At 61.6% G+C, this 19096-nt stretch carries 14 protein-coding genes; 2 read left to right on the forward strand and 12 right to left on the reverse strand.

The window, feature by feature from the left end; translation table 11 throughout:
- Window positions 1-7 precede the first annotated feature (7 nt).
- Window positions 8-313: a chaperone modulator CbpM gene (locus ACKLNA_RS16635; protein WP_085711194.1), complete on the forward strand. Its 306-nt coding sequence runs from the start codon at window positions 8-10 to the stop codon at window positions 311-313.
- A gap of 5 nt (window positions 314-318) precedes the next feature.
- On the opposite strand, the gene ACKLNA_RS16640 is transcribed toward ACKLNA_RS16635, so the two are convergent.
- The gene (locus ACKLNA_RS16640) at window positions 319-1446 is read right to left on the reverse strand and encodes a sensor histidine kinase (RefSeq protein WP_408986471.1); all 1128 of its coding nucleotides are present in this window, start codon (window positions 1444-1446) and stop codon (window positions 319-321) included.
- 178 nt (window positions 1447-1624) lie between these two features.
- Here ACKLNA_RS16640 and ACKLNA_RS16645 point away from each other — a divergent pair, with 178 nt between their 5' ends.
- Window positions 1625-8656 (forward strand): NEL-type E3 ubiquitin ligase domain-containing protein, encoded by a 7032-nt coding sequence (locus ACKLNA_RS16645; protein WP_408986472.1) that lies wholly within the window; start codon window positions 1625-1627, stop codon window positions 8654-8656.
- Between the two features lie 47 nt (window positions 8657-8703).
- Here ACKLNA_RS16645 and ureC read toward each other — a convergent pair whose 3' ends face one another.
- The 11 genes from ureC to urtA all read right to left on the reverse strand — a co-directional run bounded on the left by ureC (window position 8704) and on the right by urtA (window position 19013).
- Entirely contained in the window at window positions 8704-10404 is a 1701-nt protein-coding gene (gene ureC, locus ACKLNA_RS16650; protein ID WP_408986473.1) for an urease subunit alpha, read from the reverse strand.
- Between the two features lie 141 nt (window positions 10405-10545).
- Window positions 10546-10851, reverse strand: a complete 306-nt coding sequence (locus ACKLNA_RS16655; protein ID WP_096819774.1) for an urease subunit beta — start codon at window positions 10849-10851, stop codon at window positions 10546-10548.
- Window positions 10851-11384: a GNAT family N-acetyltransferase gene (locus ACKLNA_RS16660; RefSeq protein ID WP_119429414.1), complete on the reverse strand. Its 534-nt coding sequence runs from the start codon at window positions 11382-11384 to the stop codon at window positions 10851-10853. Before ACKLNA_RS16660 ends, ACKLNA_RS16655 begins: the two co-directional genes overlap by 1 nt.
- 5 nt (window positions 11385-11389) lie before the next feature.
- Entirely contained in the window at window positions 11390-11923 is a 534-nt protein-coding gene (locus ACKLNA_RS16665) for a GNAT family N-acetyltransferase (RefSeq protein ID WP_114881247.1), read from the reverse strand.
- 9 nt (window positions 11924-11932) lie between these two features.
- The gene (gene ureA / locus ACKLNA_RS16670) at window positions 11933-12235 is read right to left on the reverse strand and encodes an urease subunit gamma (RefSeq protein ID WP_039766748.1); all 303 of its coding nucleotides are present in this window, start codon (window positions 12233-12235) and stop codon (window positions 11933-11935) included.
- A 224-nt stretch (window positions 12236-12459) separates the two neighbouring features.
- Entirely contained in the window at window positions 12460-13299 is an 840-nt protein-coding gene (locus tag ACKLNA_RS16675; RefSeq protein WP_408986474.1) for an urease accessory protein UreD, read from the reverse strand.
- A gap of 30 nt (window positions 13300-13329) precedes the next feature.
- Complete coding sequence (urtE, locus tag ACKLNA_RS16680; protein WP_085711201.1) at window positions 13330-14028, reverse strand: urea ABC transporter ATP-binding subunit UrtE; 699 nt, start codon at window positions 14026-14028, stop codon at window positions 13330-13332.
- 14 nt (window positions 14029-14042) lie between these two features.
- Complete coding sequence (gene urtD / locus ACKLNA_RS16685; protein ID WP_408986475.1) at window positions 14043-14915, reverse strand: urea ABC transporter ATP-binding protein UrtD; 873 nt, start codon at window positions 14913-14915, stop codon at window positions 14043-14045.
- Entirely contained in the window at window positions 14912-15991 is a 1080-nt protein-coding gene (urtC, locus tag ACKLNA_RS16690; RefSeq protein WP_408986476.1) for an urea ABC transporter permease subunit UrtC, read from the reverse strand. Before urtC ends, urtD begins: the two co-directional genes overlap by 4 nt.
- Complete coding sequence (urtB, locus tag ACKLNA_RS16695; RefSeq protein WP_408986477.1) at window positions 15991-17493, reverse strand: urea ABC transporter permease subunit UrtB; 1503 nt, start codon at window positions 17491-17493, stop codon at window positions 15991-15993. Before urtB ends, urtC begins: the two co-directional genes overlap by 1 nt.
- 254 nt (window positions 17494-17747) lie before the next feature.
- Window positions 17748-19013: an urea ABC transporter substrate-binding protein gene (gene urtA, locus ACKLNA_RS16700; RefSeq protein WP_408986478.1), complete on the reverse strand. Its 1266-nt coding sequence runs from the start codon at window positions 19011-19013 to the stop codon at window positions 17748-17750.
- Window positions 19014-19096: the final 83 nt, after the last annotated feature.

Here is a 19096-nt window from a genome sequence, read left to right on the forward strand (position 1 = left end):
GCCCATCATGAGCAGCCCCCTGATCGTTCAACTGGACATGGCAGAATTCTGTGAGGCGGCCGATCTGTCGGACGTCTACGTGATCGAAATCGTCGAACACGGCATCCTCGAACCTCAGGGCGCGCAGCCCCGGGAATGGCGCTTCACCGACTACGAACTGGCACTGGCCAAACGCGCCGCCAAGCTGCGGCGCGACCTGGAGCTGGAATGGGAAGGCGTCGCCCTGGCGCTGGACCTGCTGGAAGAGGTGAAGGAACTGCGGGCCGAGAACCGCATGCTGCGTCAACGGTTGGGGCGGCTGGTGGTCGAGTGACCGCTTCAGCTCCTTCTTGGCAGCATCACGCTGAACAGCGTCCCTTCGGTTTCGCTTGAGCTGACTTCGATCGTCCCGCCGTGGGCGGTCACCACTTCCTTGACGATGAACAGCCCCAGGCCAAGGCTGGTCGATGGTTGGCCGAGTTCTTCGTCGGCGCTGCGCACCAATGGATCGAAAATCGTGCCGATGGCTTCATCCGGGATCGGCTCGCCATAGTTGTGCACCGACAGATGCACCGCGTCGTTCTCGCCGCGCAGGGTCACAATCACTTCCCGCGGATTCGAACCATGCTGCAAGGCATTGCCGATCAGATTCTGCAGCAGCTGATCCAGCCGCCCGGCATCCCAGACACCTCGGGTATCGCCGTCGATCTTCAGGGTCGGATCGCATTCGGGATTGCCGGCGCAGGCTTCGGCGATGGCCGCCCGCACCGTGTCGGCCAGATCCATCGGCGCCGGTTCGATGGGCAGGCTCTTGCCCAGACGGCTGCGTACCAGTTCCAGCAGATCGCTGACCATGGCCGCCATGTGCCGCGCCCCGTGTTTGATATTCAATGCGCAGGTCAGCGCATCGCCTTCCAGGGTGGTTTTGCGCATCAGCAGTTCGGTCGACATGCTGACCGCTTGCAGCGGTGCGCGCAGGTCATGGCCGAGGATGGCGAGGAAAATGTCGCGGGAGCGATTGACCTGCTCGGCGTAGGCGGCGGTCGATTCGGCGAGGGCTTCGTCGATGGCTTCGTTGAAACGGATCATGTCCTGGAAGTACGCCATGTCCGGCGACTGCAACGTGCCGACCCACAAGCGGATCACGCAGGCGCGCAGGTGACGGAATTCCGAAGTCATCTGCACCAGGTCGAAGCCCACGGTATGGCGCAACTCACCGTGACTGGCGCCGGCCTCGTCCAGGCTCGGGGTTTTCTCCGGGCCTTCGCCCTTGGCCTTGGCGATTTGCTCGCTGGCGGTCTGTGCGGTGTCCATGTCGCGGGCGGCGGCCAACAGAATGGCCCGGGCATGATCACGCAGCGCCGCCTGGTCCAGGGTGTCGGCTGCCGGAGTGATGGTCCTGGCGAACTGTTCCCATTCCTCGACGATGTGATCCGCGTGTTGCCTGATGAATTCGGATAAACGCATGACCGGGTTCCTGGAAATTCAAGGCGGGGCGTTCGAATATTAGCCCCTTTGTGCGGGAATGAAAGCGCCGCTCGAGCCTGAAATTTCCGCTGACAAGACGCCGTGCGGCAAGACATATGTACCTCAGTCACGGCGGTTCTCCATGGTCTGCTTTCGCTCCATTTCAAGGAGTGAACCCATGTCCGAAATCCCTGCCGTTTTACCTTCCCCGGACACCGTTGCGCCGCCGGGTCCGGTCGTGACGCAAAGCCTGCACGCCGACTGGCTTCAGCAGTCCAGCCCCGAGTGGCTGGTCAAAGCTCCCATGCGCCAGCGCGAGGCATTGAAGAATGCCGACTCCGCCCCGCCGGACTGGTACAGGCGCGCATCCCGCTCGCAACGCAAGGCCGTGGGTGATGCTGCGGCCGACAGCCTCGCCACCCAGTCGCGCCTGGACAAGGCCATGTCGACCTTTCAGGACATCGACAGCTTCGCCGCGCCATTGCTGTCCCAGGCGCTCAAGGACCGTTTCAACTTGACTCTGGACGTCAACAAGACCTGGCTGGTCCTGAACAAACCGGTGGAGATGGGGATTCTTGCCATCGACATCGATTTTTTCGAAGTCCTGAAGCTGCCCTTGCTACAGGCAGCCCTGCATAACTTCGAAGCCCGTGAATGTAAAAGCGGGGTCTTTCATCACACATCGGGATTTTACCTCGAAACCTCGACGCCAGAAGCCCTGGAACCGTTGAGTACCCGTCTGACGGTCGAACAGTTCACCGGCCTGTGCCGTTCGCTGGACATCGGGGCAAAGTATCAGGCGTATCTCAAGGACTTCCTGCACCCCAAAGACGCAGTGGCCGAACATGTGCTGCGCGACAAATTCATCGACGCGCACAAGACCGCCCTGCGTGCGGCTGCCGAGCTGGCCCTGGTCAAGGGCGACATCGGGCGTGAAGACTACGCGTCGATTCGCTCGGTCCTCAATGGCGAGCTGGCGCCTCGTCAGGGGCATCGGCAGATATGGTTTCGTGATCTGGGCCTGATGGGCCGACGCATGACCGGCTGCGTGCTGTTCGCGATCTGCGAAAAATACCGCAACAGCGACGACTCGATCCTCTATATCCCGGGCGACCCTTTCCACCCGCTCAAGCGCTACAAGGGCCGGGAAATAGAGGCGATGTTCAAGCAGCGCTTCACCGCGCGTGATGCCAGTCAGGCTCATCCGGCAGAGCCGAATGCCTACCAGCGCTTTTTCAGCCAGTTCGTCGCCTATGCTGAGCGGCCATACTTTTTCAGTCAGTTCACCGACGACACGCCCGACCGGACATTCGAAGAGAAACTGGAGCCCTACGCTCCGTTGTTCAATGAGATTTTCAAGGCCCTCAAACCGATTAACGGGCTGTTTTTCGGTATTCGCGAATTGCCGCCGGCGCCTCCGGTCGCGCAGGTGCCGAATGCGGATCCGTATCTGAATCCGGTGGACCTGTCCCGCAAAGGCCACGGGATCTGGGCGGATAATGTCGATCTGTGGAACTACCTGTTCGACCAGCATCGCGACCGCTTGATTGCCGATGCTCGCAGCCATGCGGTACCCACGGCGGATGTCGATGCCAGAGTGCGCTCGGAAAAGTTCGCCGTGCTGCTGAACATCGGCATGCTGTTGCTGACCGGCGTTTCGATGTTCGTGCCGGTGCTGGGTGAAGTGATGATGGTGGTGATGGCCGGGCAACTGCTCGAAGAAACCTTTGAAGGTGCCATCGAGTGGAGTGAGGGGGATCACAAGGCGGCCAAGGCGCACCTGATCGATGTTGCGCAGAACCTCGCGATGATTGCCTTGATGGCGGGTGCCGGCAAAGGCCTGGCTCGGCTGACGGCTGCCAGACCGGTACCGGTCATCGAGAACCTGCATCAGGTGCAGATGCCCGACGGTGCCACCCGTTTATGGAAGCCTGATCTGAGTGGTTACGAAAGCCCGGTCACGCTGGATTCACGTGCAGCGCCGAACGCGCTGGGGCAGTACCAGGTCGGGCAAGATCACTACATTCGACTTGAAGGCAAGACGTACCGACAGACTTATGACGAGTCGCTCAAGGCATGGCGCATCAATCACCCCGGCGATCCGCAGGCTTTTCAGCCGCCGCTGACACACAACGGCGCGGGCGCCTGGCGACACACACTCGAACGCCCGCAGAACTGGGATCGACTGACTCTGCTACGGCGTATTGGCAACAGCGTAGACGCTTTCGCTGACGAGCAGTTGCTGACCCTGGCCGATATCGCCGGTGTCAGCGATGGAGCCTTGCGCAAGATGCACCTGGACAATGCCTTGCCACCCCCGGAACTGGCGGACGCCCTGCGTCTGTTCAGCGCCGAGCAGGATGCCGCACTGATTGCCGAGCAGATTGGCGGCACGCAACCTGTCGACAGTCGTTATCTGCATGTGTTGCCGTTGCTGCCCGACATGCCACGCTGGCCATGGGGACGGCAACTGAACGTCTACGAAACGCCCGACCTTTCAGGGGCGGTGCGTCGTTACGGGGTAAGACGGGGAGGCAAGGCGCCGATCCGGATCAGTCGCACCGACGTGCTCAACGGTGCATTGCCTGCGCGAATTCTGGCAGCGCTGGATGAAGCCGAAATCGTTCGCTTGCTCGGTGGTGAGGCCGCGCGGGTTGAGGCCATGAGACCGCAGGAACTCGCCCGACAGATGGCCGACTACATCGATGCGCACAAGCCGGTGTTGTTTGAGAGTCTTGTTCGCGGCCTTGAACCGGTGGCGCCCAGGGTGGCAAAACTGCAACGAGCCCGTCCGGCTCTGACCGAGCGGGCAGCGCAGGCCGTACTGCGCCAGGCCGACGCCGAAGAACTCGCACGGCTGGATAGCTCTACACGAGTCCCGTTGCACCTGCAGGAACTGAGCCATTGGTACGCAGGAGAAAGCCGCCTGACCCGGGCCCTGGCAGGGTTGCACAGCGAAACCATGGCGACGGACGACAGTGCCAGACTGGCCCTGCGCACGTTGAGCCAGTTGCCGGGCTGGCCGGACACTGTGCGTCTGGAGCTGCGCCAGGGCAGCATCGAAGGAGCGCTGAAGGATGCCATCGGCAGCGAAACCGCATTGCATCGCAAATTCCTGGTCAGGAACGGTGATGCCTGGCAGGCCTTCAATGACCGCGGCGAATCGCTCAACAGTGTGCCCGCCAAGGGGGACAATTTTTATGCTTCGCTGATGCATGCCTTGCCCGATGAAGCTCGGCGTTCGATCAGGCTGCCGCATGTGGGGCAAAGCGGTGAGCTGCGAAAGGCGATCACTGACTATGCACTCGAACATCGCATTGAAAGCGCGCGCCTGTTTCAGCCGGATTCCGCGCCGTGGTTCAAGCCTCCGCAGCGCATCGCCTCCGGATTGGTCGGTTATCCGGCCAGCGGTGATGGGCCGGGACCGGATTCTGTGTTGACGGGGCACGTGCAGAATGTCTATCCGGGACTGACGGACGCCCAGGCTCGCGGCTTCATTCTTGAGCAGTGGCGCCTGGGCAAGACCGACCAACAGATTTTTCATCTGCTCAACAACCGTATGAGTGAATGGCGGGAGCTGGAAACGACGCTCGACCAGTGGCTGATGTCGCGTGATCTGCACCCGCAGTTGACTCGCGACATCGCCACCCGTGCGGTCGAGGGCATCAAGGATTGTTGGCGTAACGCGCCGCTGGCTGAGCAGACTGCGCAAGCGGCGCGACTGACCATCATCAGTGATGCGGCGTTGCCCCCTTTGAGCGCCAACTTCGCTCACGTCCGGGAACTGACACTGCACACACCGGTGGTCGGCGACCTGCTTGCAACGTTTCCCAACGTCGAGAAGCTGACGCTGAGTTCAAGCGTTGCGGAATTCGACAAAGTGGTTGCGTCCCTGAAAACGCTGCGGCACATGACCCGTCTGAAACTTTCGACACCGCTTACCGGGCAAGTGTCTACTCGCATACGGGAGCTGGTTCGCCTTGAAGAGCTTGAGTTGCACTGTTCTGGCAGCGGGATGAATCCGGTTGTGCCCACCAAACTGGATGTCAGTGGCATGCGGCAGTTGCGCAGACTGGAAGTCGTCAGTCCACAAATGTACCAGTGGCCGAGTGGTGTTCTGGATTTGCCGCGACTGGAGCGCCTGAACCTGCGATCGACGTCGATCAATAACCTGCCGGTCGAGATTTACGAAGGCCATCAACGCCTGTTGTCCGGTCTGTCACTGGACTGGTCGAAATTCACGCGTCCGGTGTTCAAGCCGATCTACGAATTCATCCGCGTTCAGCCACGACACCTGATTGACCTGGACGAAATGGTCGCCGACTACTGTCGCGGTGAACTCAAGCGATTTGTTGGCATGGAGCCAAGTCTTTTCGATGTCTTGAGTGAGGGTTTCAAGGCTCAATGGCCAGACCACGGCAGTCGCTTCGCGGCTATCGAAACCCTGAGCGAGCAGTTCAGTGAACTCGACCGGCTCCAGGAGTGGGTCGGTCCTGATCCGACCGTGTTCAACGGTGGCGCCGCACGTAAGGCAGTCGTCGAGTCCTTGAAAAACAGTTGGCGCGGGGGGTTGTTCCAGCGTTATGGCGCACGCACTGAAAGCGTGTTTTTCAACCTCTATGTCAGCCTGCCCAACGATGCGTCGGTGCTGGACATTTTCGGCTCCCCCGTCGAGACGCTGCCGAGCCTCTCCCCCGAAGGATTCACTCATGTCAAAAGCCTGTATCTGGCAGGATTGCAGGCACCGGTCGAACAGTTGCGCGGTTTTCTCCAGACCTTTCGCAACGTCGATACACTCGACCTGAGCCGCTGTGGCTTGAGCGAGTTGCCGCTGGATGCAAGCTCCCTGCCAGCACTCGAAAGCCTGAACCTGCACAACAATCCGCTGACCCGGATCGACGTACGCGGCATGACTCGCCTGAAGGCACTGGACCTGAGTGCTACAGCCCTGAGCGAGTGGCCTGCCGGGGCCGATGACTTGCCCGGGTTGACCTGGCTGGATCTCCGCGACAGTCAGCTCACCTCGTTACCGCAGACGTTGCTGGCGCGCGATACGCTGTTGCTCGATACCAGCCTGACCGGTAATCCATTGGGACCGGAAGCCGAAGCGGCCCTGGACGCATCTCGGGAGCGTATCGAAGTCGCTCGCGGCTTGATGCCCGGCTCGCTGCGACGTTTCGCACAGGAAGAGCCGCGTCATCGTACGCCGCCGACAGAAAGCGGTTCGGTGATCGCCCGTAGACTGTTGCCTCTGTCGTCACCTTTGCCCGCGAGCGAAGGTCCGACCGGATATGCGCCTCGTTTGCGCCGCATGCGTCCGGATTACGGACCGTCACAGGCACAACAGGCTATCGAACGTATGCGGGGCAACGGATTGACCGAGGTCCAGATCGGTGTGCAGATCGACGCCTGGGAAAAGACTTTCGAATCTATGACCCGGAGTTTGAACGATTGGCTGTTCACCCATGAAACCCGTGGCATGGACTGGGTCGTCTCGTCGCGTACCCGACAGTTTGCCGCGCAACGCATCATCGAATGCTGGCGCCGCGGGGCGATTGGCTGGAATGGTATTGCCGATCTTGAGTTGAATCTTGATGGCCTGCAGGTGGGCAACCTGCCGGAGTTGCCTGATGCAATGCCGGCGGTGAGCAATCTGAACCTGGCGAGGGTCAAGCTCACCAGCGATGGCTCCAACGGTTTTCTCAAGGCATTTACGCAGGTGCGTCGACTCAACCTCAGCGGCAATCATGTGCCGCACATTCCGGCACCTGTCGGGGAGATGCATGGTCTGTTACGGCTTGAACTGTCGTTCACCGGCCTTGCTGACTCCGCGACCCTGCTTCCAACGCTCGAAAGGCTGACGCAGCTGCAATGGCTGGATTTGAGTCTTAACAACCTGCACACGTTCAACGTCACTCGCCTTGGGCGCCTGGAGCGACTGGACTTGAGTGACAACCTGCTCAACACCTGGCCGGAAGGCGCATTGCAAGCCTCACATCTGCGGGCGATCGATCTGAGCAACAACGAAATCCAGACGATTCCCGAGGAACTGTTTGACGGTACTCACGACCCTTTGCTTGCCAGCACCAACATGGCGGAAAACCGCGAAATATCCCAGCAAAGCCTCATCCGTCTGCGTCAATACGCCGACGCGCATGGTCGCCGTGATGTCCTGGGAATGACCTACGCCGATATCGATCGGATGATCGAAGACGTTGACACTACCAGCGACACTGACAGTGACATCGAAGTCGTGGACAGTGAGCCGGAGGAGGATGAGGTGCTGCCGACACTCGCCGAAAGCGACCTCGACCTGCAGGTGACACCCTGGATTGAAAACGTGGCGCCTGAGGATGCCGTGCGTCATCGGGGCATGTGGCAGCGACTGGCAGCAGAACCCGACAATGCCGCGTTTTTCCATCTACTGTCGCGGATGCCGGACACTGAAGAGTTCCGGGTTTTTCGCGCCGATCTGACTCGAAGGATCTGGGGCATAGTCGAGGCCGCTGATGGCAGCCAGGAATTGCGGGACACTCTGTTTTCCATGGCTGCCACGCACACGACCTGCGTCGATGGGCGCACGCTGGCGTTGAGTGAAATCGAGGTCAAGGTGTTCGAGTACAACGCCTTGCGCCATTTGCAGCCTGGCCTTGCGGAAAAGGGACGCGCCTTGCTCGACCTGTCACGGCAGCTGTTCCGTCTGGGTGAGGTGGAAAAACTCGCCGCTCGCAGCATGGACCGTCATGCCGACCCGGCGGAAGTGCGTCTGCAGTATCGAATCGGCCTGACCTCAGGCTGGGAAGACGGCCTGCAGTTGCCGGGACAACCCGGTCACATGCGGTTTGCCCGGCCGATCAGGGGCGATGAACTGGTTGCCGCACGTGCTGAGGTGATGAAGGCAGAGAAAAGCGGACGGTTTTATGAGGACCTGATCAGCCGCGAATACTGGGTGCAGTACCTGAACGAGAAATATCCGGAGGCGTTTGCCGCGCTCGGCCGCGATGCCGATGAACAACTCGAACGGCTCGAAAATGAACACGAGGACGTGAGCAGCACAGCCTATCGGGAGGCGGTGCAGATGCTTGAAGTCGAGCGGAGCATTGAGCGCAATATGAAACTGATCGAGTTGTCGCACCTGGAGACCGGCGAGCCGATGCCCAGCGGAGCCGGCAGTACTTCTCGGGACCTGATGGACACGTCGACCCGCTGACCGCCAAAGCCCCGGGCATCGATCGCATCGACGACCGGGGCTCTGTCTCAGAACAGAAAGTAACGCTGGGCCATCGGCAGGGTCTCGGCCGGTTCGCACCAAAGCAACACGCCGTCGGCCTTGACCTGATAGGTCTGCGGGTCGACGTCGATCTGCGGCAGGTAATCGTTGTGGATCAGGTCGGTTTTCTGCACGTCGCGGCAGCCTTTGACCACGGCGATTTTCTTCTTCAGGCCCAACGCTTCGGGCAGTCCGGAATCCTGTGCCGCCTGGCTGATGAAGGTCAGGCTGGTGGCGTGCAACGAGCCGCCATAACTGGCGAACATCGGGCGGTAATGCACCGGTTGCGGGGTCGGGATCGAGGCGTTGGCGTCGCCCATCAGGCTCGCGGCAATGGCGCCGCCCTTGAGGATCAGCGTCGGTTTCACGCCGAAAAATGCCGGGCGCCACAGCACCAGATCCGCCCATTTGCCGACTTCCACCGAACCCACTTCATGGCTGATGCCGTGGGTGATCGCCGGGTTGATCGTGTACTTGGCGATGTAGCGTTTGGCGCGGAAGTTGTCGTTGCCTTCGCCGTCCTGAGGCAGCGGGCCGCGCTGCTTTTTCATCTTGTCGGCGGTCTGCCAGGTGCGCGTGATGACTTCGCCGACGCGGCCCATGGCCTGGCTGTCGGAACTGATCATCGAAAACGCGCCGAGGTCGTGGAGGATGTCTTCGGCGGCAATGGTTTCGCGGCGGATACGGCTCTCGGCGAACGCCACGTCTTCAGCGATGCTCGGGTCAAGGTGGTGGCAGACCATCAGCATGTCGAGGTGTTCGTCGATGGTGTTGCGGGTGAACGGCCGGGTCGGGTTGGTCGAACTCGGCAGCACGTTGGCGAAACCGCAGGCCTTGATGATGTCCGGCGCATGGCCGCCGCCGGCACCTTCGGTGTGATAGGTGTGAATGGTGCGACCCTTGAACGCGCCGAGGGTAGTTTCGACGAAACCGGATTCGTTGAGGGTGTCGGTGTGGATCGCCACCTGCACGTCGTACTGGTCGGCGACGCTCAGGCAGTTGTCGATGCTCGCCGGCGTGGTGCCCCAGTCTTCGTGGAGCTTGAGGCCAATAGCGCCGGCCTTGACCTGCTCGATCAGCGGCTCCGGCAGGCTGGCGTTGCCCTTGCCGGTGAGGCCGATGTTCATCGGGAACGCATCCGCCGCCTGGAGCATCCGCGCCAGGTGCCATGGCCCGGAAGTGCAGGTCGTTGCGTTGGTGCCGGTGGCCGGCCCGGTGCCGCCGCCGATCATGGTGGTGACGCCGCTCATCAGCGCTTCTTCGATCTGCTGCGGGCAGATGAAGTGGATGTGGGTGTCGATGCCGCCGGCGGTGAGGATCATGCCTTCGCCGGCAATCACTTCGGTGCTGGCGCCGATGGCGATGGTCACGCCGGGCTGGACGTCCGGGTTGCCGGCCTTGCCGATGGCGGCGATGCGCCCGTCCTTGAGGCCGACGTCGGCCTTGACGATGCCCCAGTGGTCGATGATCAGCGCGTTGGTGATCAGCGTGTCGACCACTTCGGCGGCCAGCAACTGGCTCTGGCCCTGGCCGTCGCGGATCACTTTGCCGCCGCCGAATTTCACTTCTTCGCCGTAGGTGGTGAAGTCCTGTTCGACCTCGATCCACAGCTCGGTGTCGGCCAGGCGCACCTTGTCGCCGACGGTGGGGCCGAACATGTCGGCGTAGGCTTGACGCGAGATCTTCATGTGTTCGCCTTGGAATTCAATTGGTTTTGAGACTGCTCGCTTCGCTCACAGAATCGCGAGCAAGCTTGCTCCCACAGAGGGAATGCGATCACCTGTGGGAGCGAGCTTGCTCGCGAAGGGGCCTGCGCAAACGGCATAAATTCAGAGGTCACCCATGACCCGCCCGGCAAACCCGAACACCCGGCGATGCCCGGCGTAATCCACCAGTTCCACCTCGCGGCTCTGGCCCGGCTCGAAGCGCACGGCGGTGCCCGCCGGAATGTTCAGGCGCATGCCACGGCTGGCGGCGCGGTCGAAGGTCAGGGCGTCGTTGGTTTCGAAAAAATGATAGTGCGAGCCGACCTGGATCGGCCGGTCGCCGCTGTTCGCCACTTTCAGGCTGATCGTACGGCGACCGACGTTGAGTTCGATATCGCCGGGCTGGATCCGGTATTCGCCGGGAATCATCAGTTCGCTCCTTGCAGGACTTTGTAATAGAGGGCCGTCGGGCGATAGGTGCCGTTCGGGTCGCAGGCGTAGTCGGGGATTTCCCCGGCGCGGGTGTAACCCAGGGCCTTGTAGAAATCTTCGGCGGGGGAGCCGGCCTCGGTGTCGAGGTAGAGCATGCCGCGCTTGTACTGGCGGGCCGTCAGCTCCAGCGCTTCCATCAACTGCTGGCCGAGGCCGCGACGTCGGGCCTGTTCGCGCACCAGCAGTTTCTGCACTTCGGCACGGTTCAGGCCGTTGGCCTTCTGGCACAGGCCCAGTTGCACGCTGGCCTGCACCTGTTCGTCCTTGACCACCACCCACAGCAAGACGTTGCCCTTGTTCAGGTTGTCCTGCACTTCATCGAAATAGGCGCGGGCCTGCGCGGCATCGAGATCGGCCATGAAGCCGACGCTGGCGCCATAACCCACAGCGTCCAGCAGCAGCTCGATCAGGCCCTGACGATAGTGCGCAAAACTTTCGGCATTGACGCGTCGCAGTTGGGCGGGGTTCATCGGTGTCACTCCTTGTTGGCGGGCGGCGGCTCCGCGCCAGGATTGAGGGTCAGTTGCATGAACGTCAGGTCGAGCCAGCGGCCGAACTTGGTGCCGACCTGCGGCATCTGCCCGGTGGTGATGAAACCGGCGCGCTCGTGCAGGCGGATCGACGCCGCGTTGCCGCTTTCGATGGCGGCGACCATGACGTGCTTGCCACAGGTTTTCGCGCGTTCGATCAGCGCGGTCATCAATTGCGGGCCGAGGCCGTTACCGCGCTGGTCGCTGCGCACGTAGACCGAATGCTCGACGGTGTGACGGAAACCGTCGAACGGCCGCCAGTCACCGAACGAAGCGTAGCCGAGGGTGGTGTTGTCGGCGTCGACGATCACCAGGATCGGATAACCCTGGGCCTGGCGGGCGCTGAACCAGGCTTGACGGTTACCCAGATCGACGGCGGATTCATTCCAGATCGCCGTGGTATTGAGCACGGCGTCGTTGTAGATGTCGCGGATCGCCGGCAGGTCGGCATGCAGGGCATCGCGGATGGTGTAAGTCATGGCGCGGCCTCAGACGATCGGTTGGTGGACGGTGACCAGTTTGGTGCCGTCGGGGAACGTCGCTTCGACCTGGATCTCCGGGATCATTTCCGGAATGCCTTCCATCACTTGATCGCGGGTCAGCAGGGTGGTGCCGTAATGCATCAGCTCGGCCACGGTCTGGCCGTCCCGGGCGCCTTCGAGCAGCGCCGCCGAGATGTAGGCCATGGCTTCCGGGTAGTTGAGCTTCACGCCGCGGGCCAGTCGCCGCTCGGCAACCAGGCCGGCGGTGAAGATCAGCAGCTTGTCTTTTTCGCGTGGGGTCAGGTCCATCGTTTTAAATCCATTTGGGCAGATTTGTGTGGTTCTTTCGGTGAGTGGGGTGTCAGTTGGAACCGCCCCCTCACCCTAGCCTCTCCCGAGGGAGAGGGGACTGATCTCAGTTGTTTGTTATGGCCAGTTCAGTCAGCAACATTTTTGAGTTAACAAATTCTTTTCAGGCACCTCGGTCAGGCTCCCTCTCCCTCCGGGAGAGGGCGGGGGGTGAGGGCTGGTTTTCAGGTGTTCCATATTCTTGGCGGTACTGCCTCGCGTCCCATCAATTTCGGCCGCAACAAGCGCCACAATTCAATCAGCCAGGCCCGCGCCAGCAACGCTTCACTGGCCAGGCAACGGGCGATCAAAAGACCGGGCAATTGCGTCAGATCCCCGCGCACTTCATGGCCCAGCGAGCGGCAGCGCTCCAGCAATTCAGCATCGACTTCACCGGTCACCAGCAACGTCGCAAACACCGGATGGCCGTCCAGTCCTATCGGCGAATCAAGCAAGCCGTCATCGCCGACGATGCGCTGGCGCTCATGCCACAGCAGCCGGCCATCGCGGCGAATATCCAGATGGGCCTGGAAATGCCCGAGGTCGAAACGCTCGCCACTGGCCGGGCGCCCGAGGGCTACCACGTCCCAGTAAAAAAGCCGCGCATCGCCTTCAAGATCGATCGAGGTCGTGAGTTCTGCCTGGGCGGCGCTGTAGACGATGGTTTCCTGGGGCAGCCACTCCAGTGTCGCGCCGGCGGCGACATGCAGGTTCAGCGATTGATAAGCGGGGCCTGCCGCGCGATACCACTTGGCCGCGCCGGGGCTGGTGATTTGTGCCCAGGCGCCCGGTTCGACGCGGGCGCTGATGTTCAGCCGGTCGCCGCCGGCAATGCCGCCCGGCGGGTGGACGATGATGTGCTGGCAGACCTCGGGCCCTTCGGCATACAGATGCTTTTGCACCCGCAGAGGGCCGAGGTGTCGACGACGGACAGGACGTGTGCAATCGCCGAAGCGGGCATAGGCCAGCTCAAGCTCGGCATGCCAGCTCGGGGTAAACAGGGCAGTCGCTAAAGGTAAGTTCATGTTTTCTGATTATCGTTAGGACGCTACAGGTTAGATCGTAACCAGTCCGCGCACACCCTCGCTTTCCATATTTTCTCCACGGCCCTGCTGCACGATCTCGCCCCGGGACATCACCAGGTATTGATCGGCCAGTTCGGCAGCGAAATCGTAGAACTGCTCCACCAGCAGAATCGCCATGTCACCCCGTGCTGCGAGCTTCTTGATCACCGCGCCGATTTCCTTGATGACCGACGGCTGGATGCCCTCGGTTGGCTCATCAAGAATCAGCAGCCGTGGACGGCTGGCCAGTGCGCGGCCGATGGCGAGTTGTTGTTGCTGGCCGCCGGACAGGTCGCCGCCGCGCCGCTGTTTCATTTGCAGCAGCACCGGGAACAGTTCGTAGATGAACGCCGGAACCTCCTTGGCTTCGCTGCCGGGGAAACGCGACAGGCCCATCAGCAGGTTCTCTTCCACAGTCAGCCGGCCGAAGATCTCCCGACCCTGGGGCACGTAGGCGATCCCGGCGTGCACCCGTTGATGCGGCTTGTACGTGGTGATCGGTTTACCTTCCCAGTTCACCGCGCCTTCCTTGGCCGGTAGCAGGCCCATCAGGCATTTGAGCAGCGTTGTCTTGCCCACGCCGTTGCGCCCGAGCAGGCAGGTGACTTCGCCGACCTTCACGTCAAAGCTCAGGCCGCGCAGGATGTGGCTTCCGCCGTAGTACTGGTGCAGTTTGTCGACTTGCAGCATGTTGGAATTCCTCTTCAGCGCCCGAGATAGACTTCGATCACGCGCTCGTTGTCCTGCACCTGTTCCAGCGATCCCTCGGCCAGCACGCTGCCCTGATGCAGCACCGTGACGTGGTCGGCAATCGAGCCGACGAAGCCCATGTCGTGTTCCACCACCATCAGCGAATGCTTGCCGGCGAGCGACTTGAACAGCTCGGCGGTGAACTCGGTTTCGGCGTCGGTCATGCCGGCCACCGGTTCGTCGAGCAGCAGCAATTGCGGGTCCTGCATCAGCAGCATGCCGATCTCCAGAAACTGTTTCTGCCCGTGGGACAGCAGCCCCGCCGGGCGATTGACCGAGGTGGTCAGGCGAACGGTGTCGAGCACTTCGCTGATTCGGTCTTTCTGCTCGCCGCTCAACTTCGCCCGCAGACTGGCCCAAACCGACTTGTCGGTTTTCTGCGCCAGCTCCAGGTTCTCGAACACGCTCAGCGCTTCGAACACCGTGGGTTTCTGGAACTTGCGACCAATGCCGGCCTGGGCGATCTGCACTTCGCTCATCTGCGTCAGGTCGAGGGTTTCGCCGAACCACGCCTTGCCGTGGCTCGGCCGGGTCTTGCCGGTGATCACGTCCATCAGGGTGGTCTTGCCCGCGCCGTTGGGGCCGATGATGCAGCGCAGTTCACCGACGCCGATGTACAGGTTCAGAGCGTTCAGCGCCCGGAAACCGTCGAAGCTGACACTGATGTCTTCCAGGGTCAGGATGGTGCCGTGACGGGTGTTCAGCCCAGGCTCCACGCGCTGGCCGAGACCAACGGCATCACGGCTGGTGCCGGCGTCCTTGTTCGGTTCCAGCGGCGGGAAGAAGGCCGGTTCCAGCATGAATTCAGCGCTCGCCGTGACTCTCATGATTCACCTCGTTTCTTCAGCAGACCGATCACGCCTTTGGGCAGGTACAACGTCACGACGATGAACAGCGCGCCGAGGAAGAACAGCCAGTATTCGGGGAAGGCCACGGTGAACCAGCTCTTCATGCCGTTGACCACACCGGCGCCGAGCAGCGGACCGATCAGGGTGCCGCGCCCGCCAAGGGCTACCCACACGGCGGCTTCGATCGAGTTGGTCGGCGACATTTCGCTGGGGTTGATGATCCCTACCTGCGGCACGTACAACGCACCGGCCAGACCACACAACACCGCGCTCAACACCCAGACGAACAGCTTGAAACCCCGTGGGTCGTAGCCGCAGAACATCAGGCGATTCTCCGCATCCCGCAACGCAGTCAGCACCCGGCCGAACTTGCTGCGGGCCAGCCGCCAGCCGATGAACAGACTCGCCACCAGCAACAGCACCGTCGCCAGAAACAGCACCGCGCGAGTACCCGGTTCGGTGATGCCGAAACCGAGGATCGTGCGGAAATTGGTAAAGCCGTTGTTACCGCCGAAGCCGGTCTCGTTGCGGAAAAACAGCAGCATCCCGGCGAAGGTCAGGGCCTGGGTCATGATCGAGAAATACACACCCTTGATCCGCGAACGGAAGGCGAAGAAGCCGAACACCAGCGCCAGCAACCCCGGCGCCAGCACCACCAGACACATCGCCCAGAGGAAGTTGCCGGTACCGCTCCAGTACCACGGCAACTCGGTCCACGACAGGAAGGTCATGAACGCCGGCAGACCATCACCGGCGGCCTGACGCATCAGGTACATGCCCATCGCATAACCGCCGAGGGCGAAGAACAGACCGTGGCCCAGCGACAACAGACCGGCGTAACCCCAGACCAGATCCAGCGCCAGGGCGACGATGGCGTAGCAGAGAATCTTGCCGACCAGTGTCAGGGTGTAAGCCGAAACGTGCAGCGCGCTGTCCGCCGGCAACAACGACAGCAGCGGCAGGGCGATCAGTAGCGCGAGGACTACGGTGCCAATGGCAACAGTGACTGTCGGGCCGGCCTTTTGTGTGGCCGTGACTAGTAGAGGCTGGTTCATCAGTCGATCACCCGTCCTTTCAGTGCGAAGAGGCCTTGCGGACGTTTCTGGATGAACAGAATGATCAGCGCGAGGATCAGGATCTTGCCGAGCACCGCACCGATCTGCGGTTCGAGAATCTTGTTGGCGATGCCCAGGCCGAAGGCGGCGAAAACACTGCCGGCCAGTTGCCCGACGCCACCGAGCACCACCACCAGGAACGAGTCGATGATGTAGCTCTGGCCCAGATCCGGGCCGACGTTGCCGATCTGGCTCAGCGCCACGCCACCGAGTCCGGCAATGCCCGAGCCGAGGCCGAAGGCGAGCATGTCGACGCGCCCGGTGGGCACGCCGCAGCAGGCAGCCATGTTGCGGTTCTGGGTGACGGCGCGCACGTTCAGACCGAGGCGGGTCTTGTTCAGCAGCAGCCAGGTCAGCACCACTACGAACAACGCGAAGGCGATGATCACGATGCGGTTGTACGGCAGCACCAGATTCGGCAAAACCTGAATCCCGCCGGACAGCCACGCCGGGTTGGCCACTTCAACGTTCTGCGCGCCGAACACCAGACGCACCAGTTGAATCAACATCAGGCTGATGCCCCAGGTGGCGAGCAGGGTTTCCAACGGGCGGCCGTAGAGATGACGGATCACCGTGCGCTCCAGGGCCATGCCGATGGCGGCAGTAACGAAGAACGCTACCGGCAGCGCGATCAGCGGATAGAACTCGATGGCATTCGGCGCGTAGCGCTGGAACATCAGCTGCACGACGTAGGTCGAGTAGGCGCCGAGCATCAGCATCTCGCCGTGGGCCATGTTGATCACCCCCAGCAGGCCGAAGGTGATCGCCAGGCCCAGTGCGGCAAGCAGCAGAATCGAACCAAGGGACATGCCGCTGAACGCCTGACCGAGCAGTTCGCCGATCAGCAGTTTGCGTTTGACTTGGGCGAGGCTGGTTTCGGCGGCGGTGCGAACGTTGGCGTCGGTTTCGACACCGGGTTCGAGCAGGCCTTCGAGGCGAGTGCGGGCCAGCGGGTCGCCGGTTTCACCGAGCAGACGCACGGCCGCGAGACGCACCGCCGGGTCAGTGTCGACCAGTTGCAGGTTGGCTAGTGCCAGGCTCAGGGCGGCGTGGACGCTTTCGTCTTGTTCACCAGCCAGTTGCCGGTCGAGGAATTTCAGCTGCGCCGGTTTGGCGCTTTTCTGCAATTGCTGCGCGGCGGTCAGACGGGTTTTGGCGTCGGCGGCGAGCAATTGGTGGCTGGCCAGAGCGGTGTCGATCAGACCCCGCAGGCGATTGTTCAGGCGCAGGGTCTTGGTTTGGCCGTCGACGGTCAGTTCGCCTTGTTGCAGGGCGTTGATCAGTTCGACACGGGCCGGGTCGGGCTGCGCGGCCCAGGCTTCCAGCAGTTTGGCTTGCTGCGTCGGATTGGCGGCGACGAAGTCTTCGGCGTCGCTGGCGTGGGTCATCATGGGTAGCAGTAGCAAGATGGCCAGGATGATGCGGTAAAAGGCAGTGGGCATGGGTGGTGCTTCCTGTGTTGCGGTGGCCGATGGAGCGGTGTCCGACTGCGAAATCCAGCCCTCACCCTAGCCCTCTCCCGGAGGGAGAGGGGACTGACCGAGTTGTTGTTTCGAACTACATCGACATGCAATACCGAGTCGAACTCAAGTTCTGAGCAACGTGAAGATCTGCTCCCTTTCCACCTCGCCCCCTTGGGGGAGAGGGCTGGGGTGAGGGGGATGGGTCTCAAGCCGTTCCTCACTCCAGAGCTGGCTCAGTTGCTCTTCACCGCATACTCCGGCTTCTTGTCGTTACCCGGAATGAACGGGCTCCACGGCTGTGCACGAATCGGCCCTTCGGTCTGCCACACCACGTTGAACTGACCGTCGGCCTGGATCTCGCCGATCATCACCGGTTTGTGCAGGTGGTGATTGGTCTTGTCCATGGTCAGGGTATAGCCGGACGGCGCAGCGAAAGTCTGGCCGCCGAGGGCTTCGCGGACCTTGTCGACGTCGGTGGATTTGGCTTTCTCGGCCGCCTGCGCCCACATGTGGATGCCGACGTAAGTGGCTTCCATCGGGTCGTTGGTCACCGCTTTGTCGGCGCCCGGCAGGTTGTGTTTCTTCGCGTAGGCCTTCCAGTCATCGACGAACTTCTTGTTCACCGGGTTCTCCACCGACTCGAAGTAGTTCCACGCCGCGAGGTTGCCCACCAGCGGTTTGGTGTCGATGCCGCGCAGTTCTTCTTCGCCCACCGAGAACGCCACGACCGGTACATCGGTAGCCTTCAGGCCCTGGTTGGCCAGCTCTTTGTAGAACGGCACGTTGGAGTCGCCATTCACGGTTGAGATCACCGCAGTCTTGCCGCCGGCCGAGAACTTTTTGATGTTGGCGACGATGGTTTGATAGTCGCTGTGGCCGAACGGGGTGTAGACCTCTTCAATGTCCTTGTCCGCTATGCCTTTGGAATGCAGGAACGAACGCAGGATCTTGTTGGTGGTGCGCGGGTAGACGTAATCGGTGCCGAGCAGGAAGTAGCGCTTGGCGCCGCCGCCTTCTTCGCTCATCAGGTATTCAACCGCCGGGATCGCCTGCTGGTTCGGCGCGGCGCCGGTGTAGAACACGTTCGGCGACATCTCTTCGCCTTCATATTGCACCGGGTAGAACAACAGGCCGTTGAGTTCTTCGAACACCGGCAGCACCGATTTGCGCGAAACCGAAGTCCAGCAGCCGAACACCACAGCGACCTTGTCCTGGGTCAGCAGCTGCCGGCCCTTTTCCGCGAACAGCGGCCAGTTCGACGCCGGGTCGACCACCACCGGTTCCAGCATTTTGCCGTTCACCCCGCCCTTGGCGTTGATCTCCTCGATGGTCATCAACGCCATGTCCTTGAGCGAGGTTTCGGAGATCGCCATGGTGCCGGACAACGAATGCAGAATCCCGACCTTAATGGTCTCGGCGGCCTGTACCGTCCAGGTCATGCCCATCGCGGCAATGGATGCCGTGAGTGTGAAAGCCTTGATCAAACTGCGACGCTTCATTGTGCGATCTCCACGAACGTTAAAGTTTTTTATGGTTGGCAGATGCGAACGACTGAAGGCTGTTTTGCAAGGGCTGTGCCCGG

It is taken from the genome of Pseudomonas sp. UV AK001 (assembly GCF_046097675.1).
Classification (GTDB): domain Bacteria; phylum Pseudomonadota; class Gammaproteobacteria; order Pseudomonadales; family Pseudomonadaceae; genus Aquipseudomonas; species Aquipseudomonas kribbensis.

Excerpts from the sequence above, each read along its gene's own strand:
- ACKLNA_RS16635 (WP_085711194.1), top strand. The coding sequence starts at position 8 with ATGAGCAGCCCCCTGATCGTTCAACTGGACATGGCAGAATTCTGTGAG.
- ACKLNA_RS16640 (WP_408986471.1), bottom strand. The coding sequence starts at position 1,446 with ATGCGTTTATCCGAATTCATCAGGCAACACGCGGATCACATCGTCGAG.
- ACKLNA_RS16645 (WP_408986472.1), top strand. The coding sequence starts at position 1,625 with ATGTCCGAAATCCCTGCCGTTTTACCTTCCCCGGACACCGTTGCGCCG.
- ureC (WP_408986473.1), bottom strand. The coding sequence starts at position 10,404 with ATGAAGATCTCGCGTCAAGCCTACGCCGACATGTTCGGCCCCACCGTC.
- ACKLNA_RS16655 (WP_096819774.1), bottom strand. The coding sequence starts at position 10,851 with ATGATTCCCGGCGAATACCGGATCCAGCCCGGCGATATCGAACTCAAC.
- ACKLNA_RS16660 (WP_119429414.1), bottom strand. The coding sequence starts at position 11,384 with ATGAACCCCGCCCAACTGCGACGCGTCAATGCCGAAAGTTTTGCGCAC.
- ACKLNA_RS16665 (WP_114881247.1), bottom strand. The coding sequence starts at position 11,923 with ATGACTTACACCATCCGCGATGCCCTGCATGCCGACCTGCCGGCGATC.
- ureA (WP_039766748.1), bottom strand. The coding sequence starts at position 12,235 with ATGGACCTGACCCCACGCGAAAAAGACAAGCTGCTGATCTTCACCGCC.
- ACKLNA_RS16675 (WP_408986474.1), bottom strand. The coding sequence starts at position 13,299 with ATGAACTTACCTTTAGCGACTGCCCTGTTTACCCCGAGCTGGCATGCC.
- urtE (WP_085711201.1), bottom strand. The coding sequence starts at position 14,028 with ATGCTGCAAGTCGACAAACTGCACCAGTACTACGGCGGAAGCCACATC.
- urtD (WP_408986475.1), bottom strand. The coding sequence starts at position 14,915 with ATGAGAGTCACGGCGAGCGCTGAATTCATGCTGGAACCGGCCTTCTTC.
- urtC (WP_408986476.1), bottom strand. The coding sequence starts at position 15,991 with ATGAACCAGCCTCTACTAGTCACGGCCACACAAAAGGCCGGCCCGACA.
- urtB (WP_408986477.1), bottom strand. The coding sequence starts at position 17,493 with ATGCCCACTGCCTTTTACCGCATCATCCTGGCCATCTTGCTACTGCTA.
- urtA (WP_408986478.1), bottom strand. The coding sequence starts at position 19,013 with ATGAAGCGTCGCAGTTTGATCAAGGCTTTCACACTCACGGCATCCATT.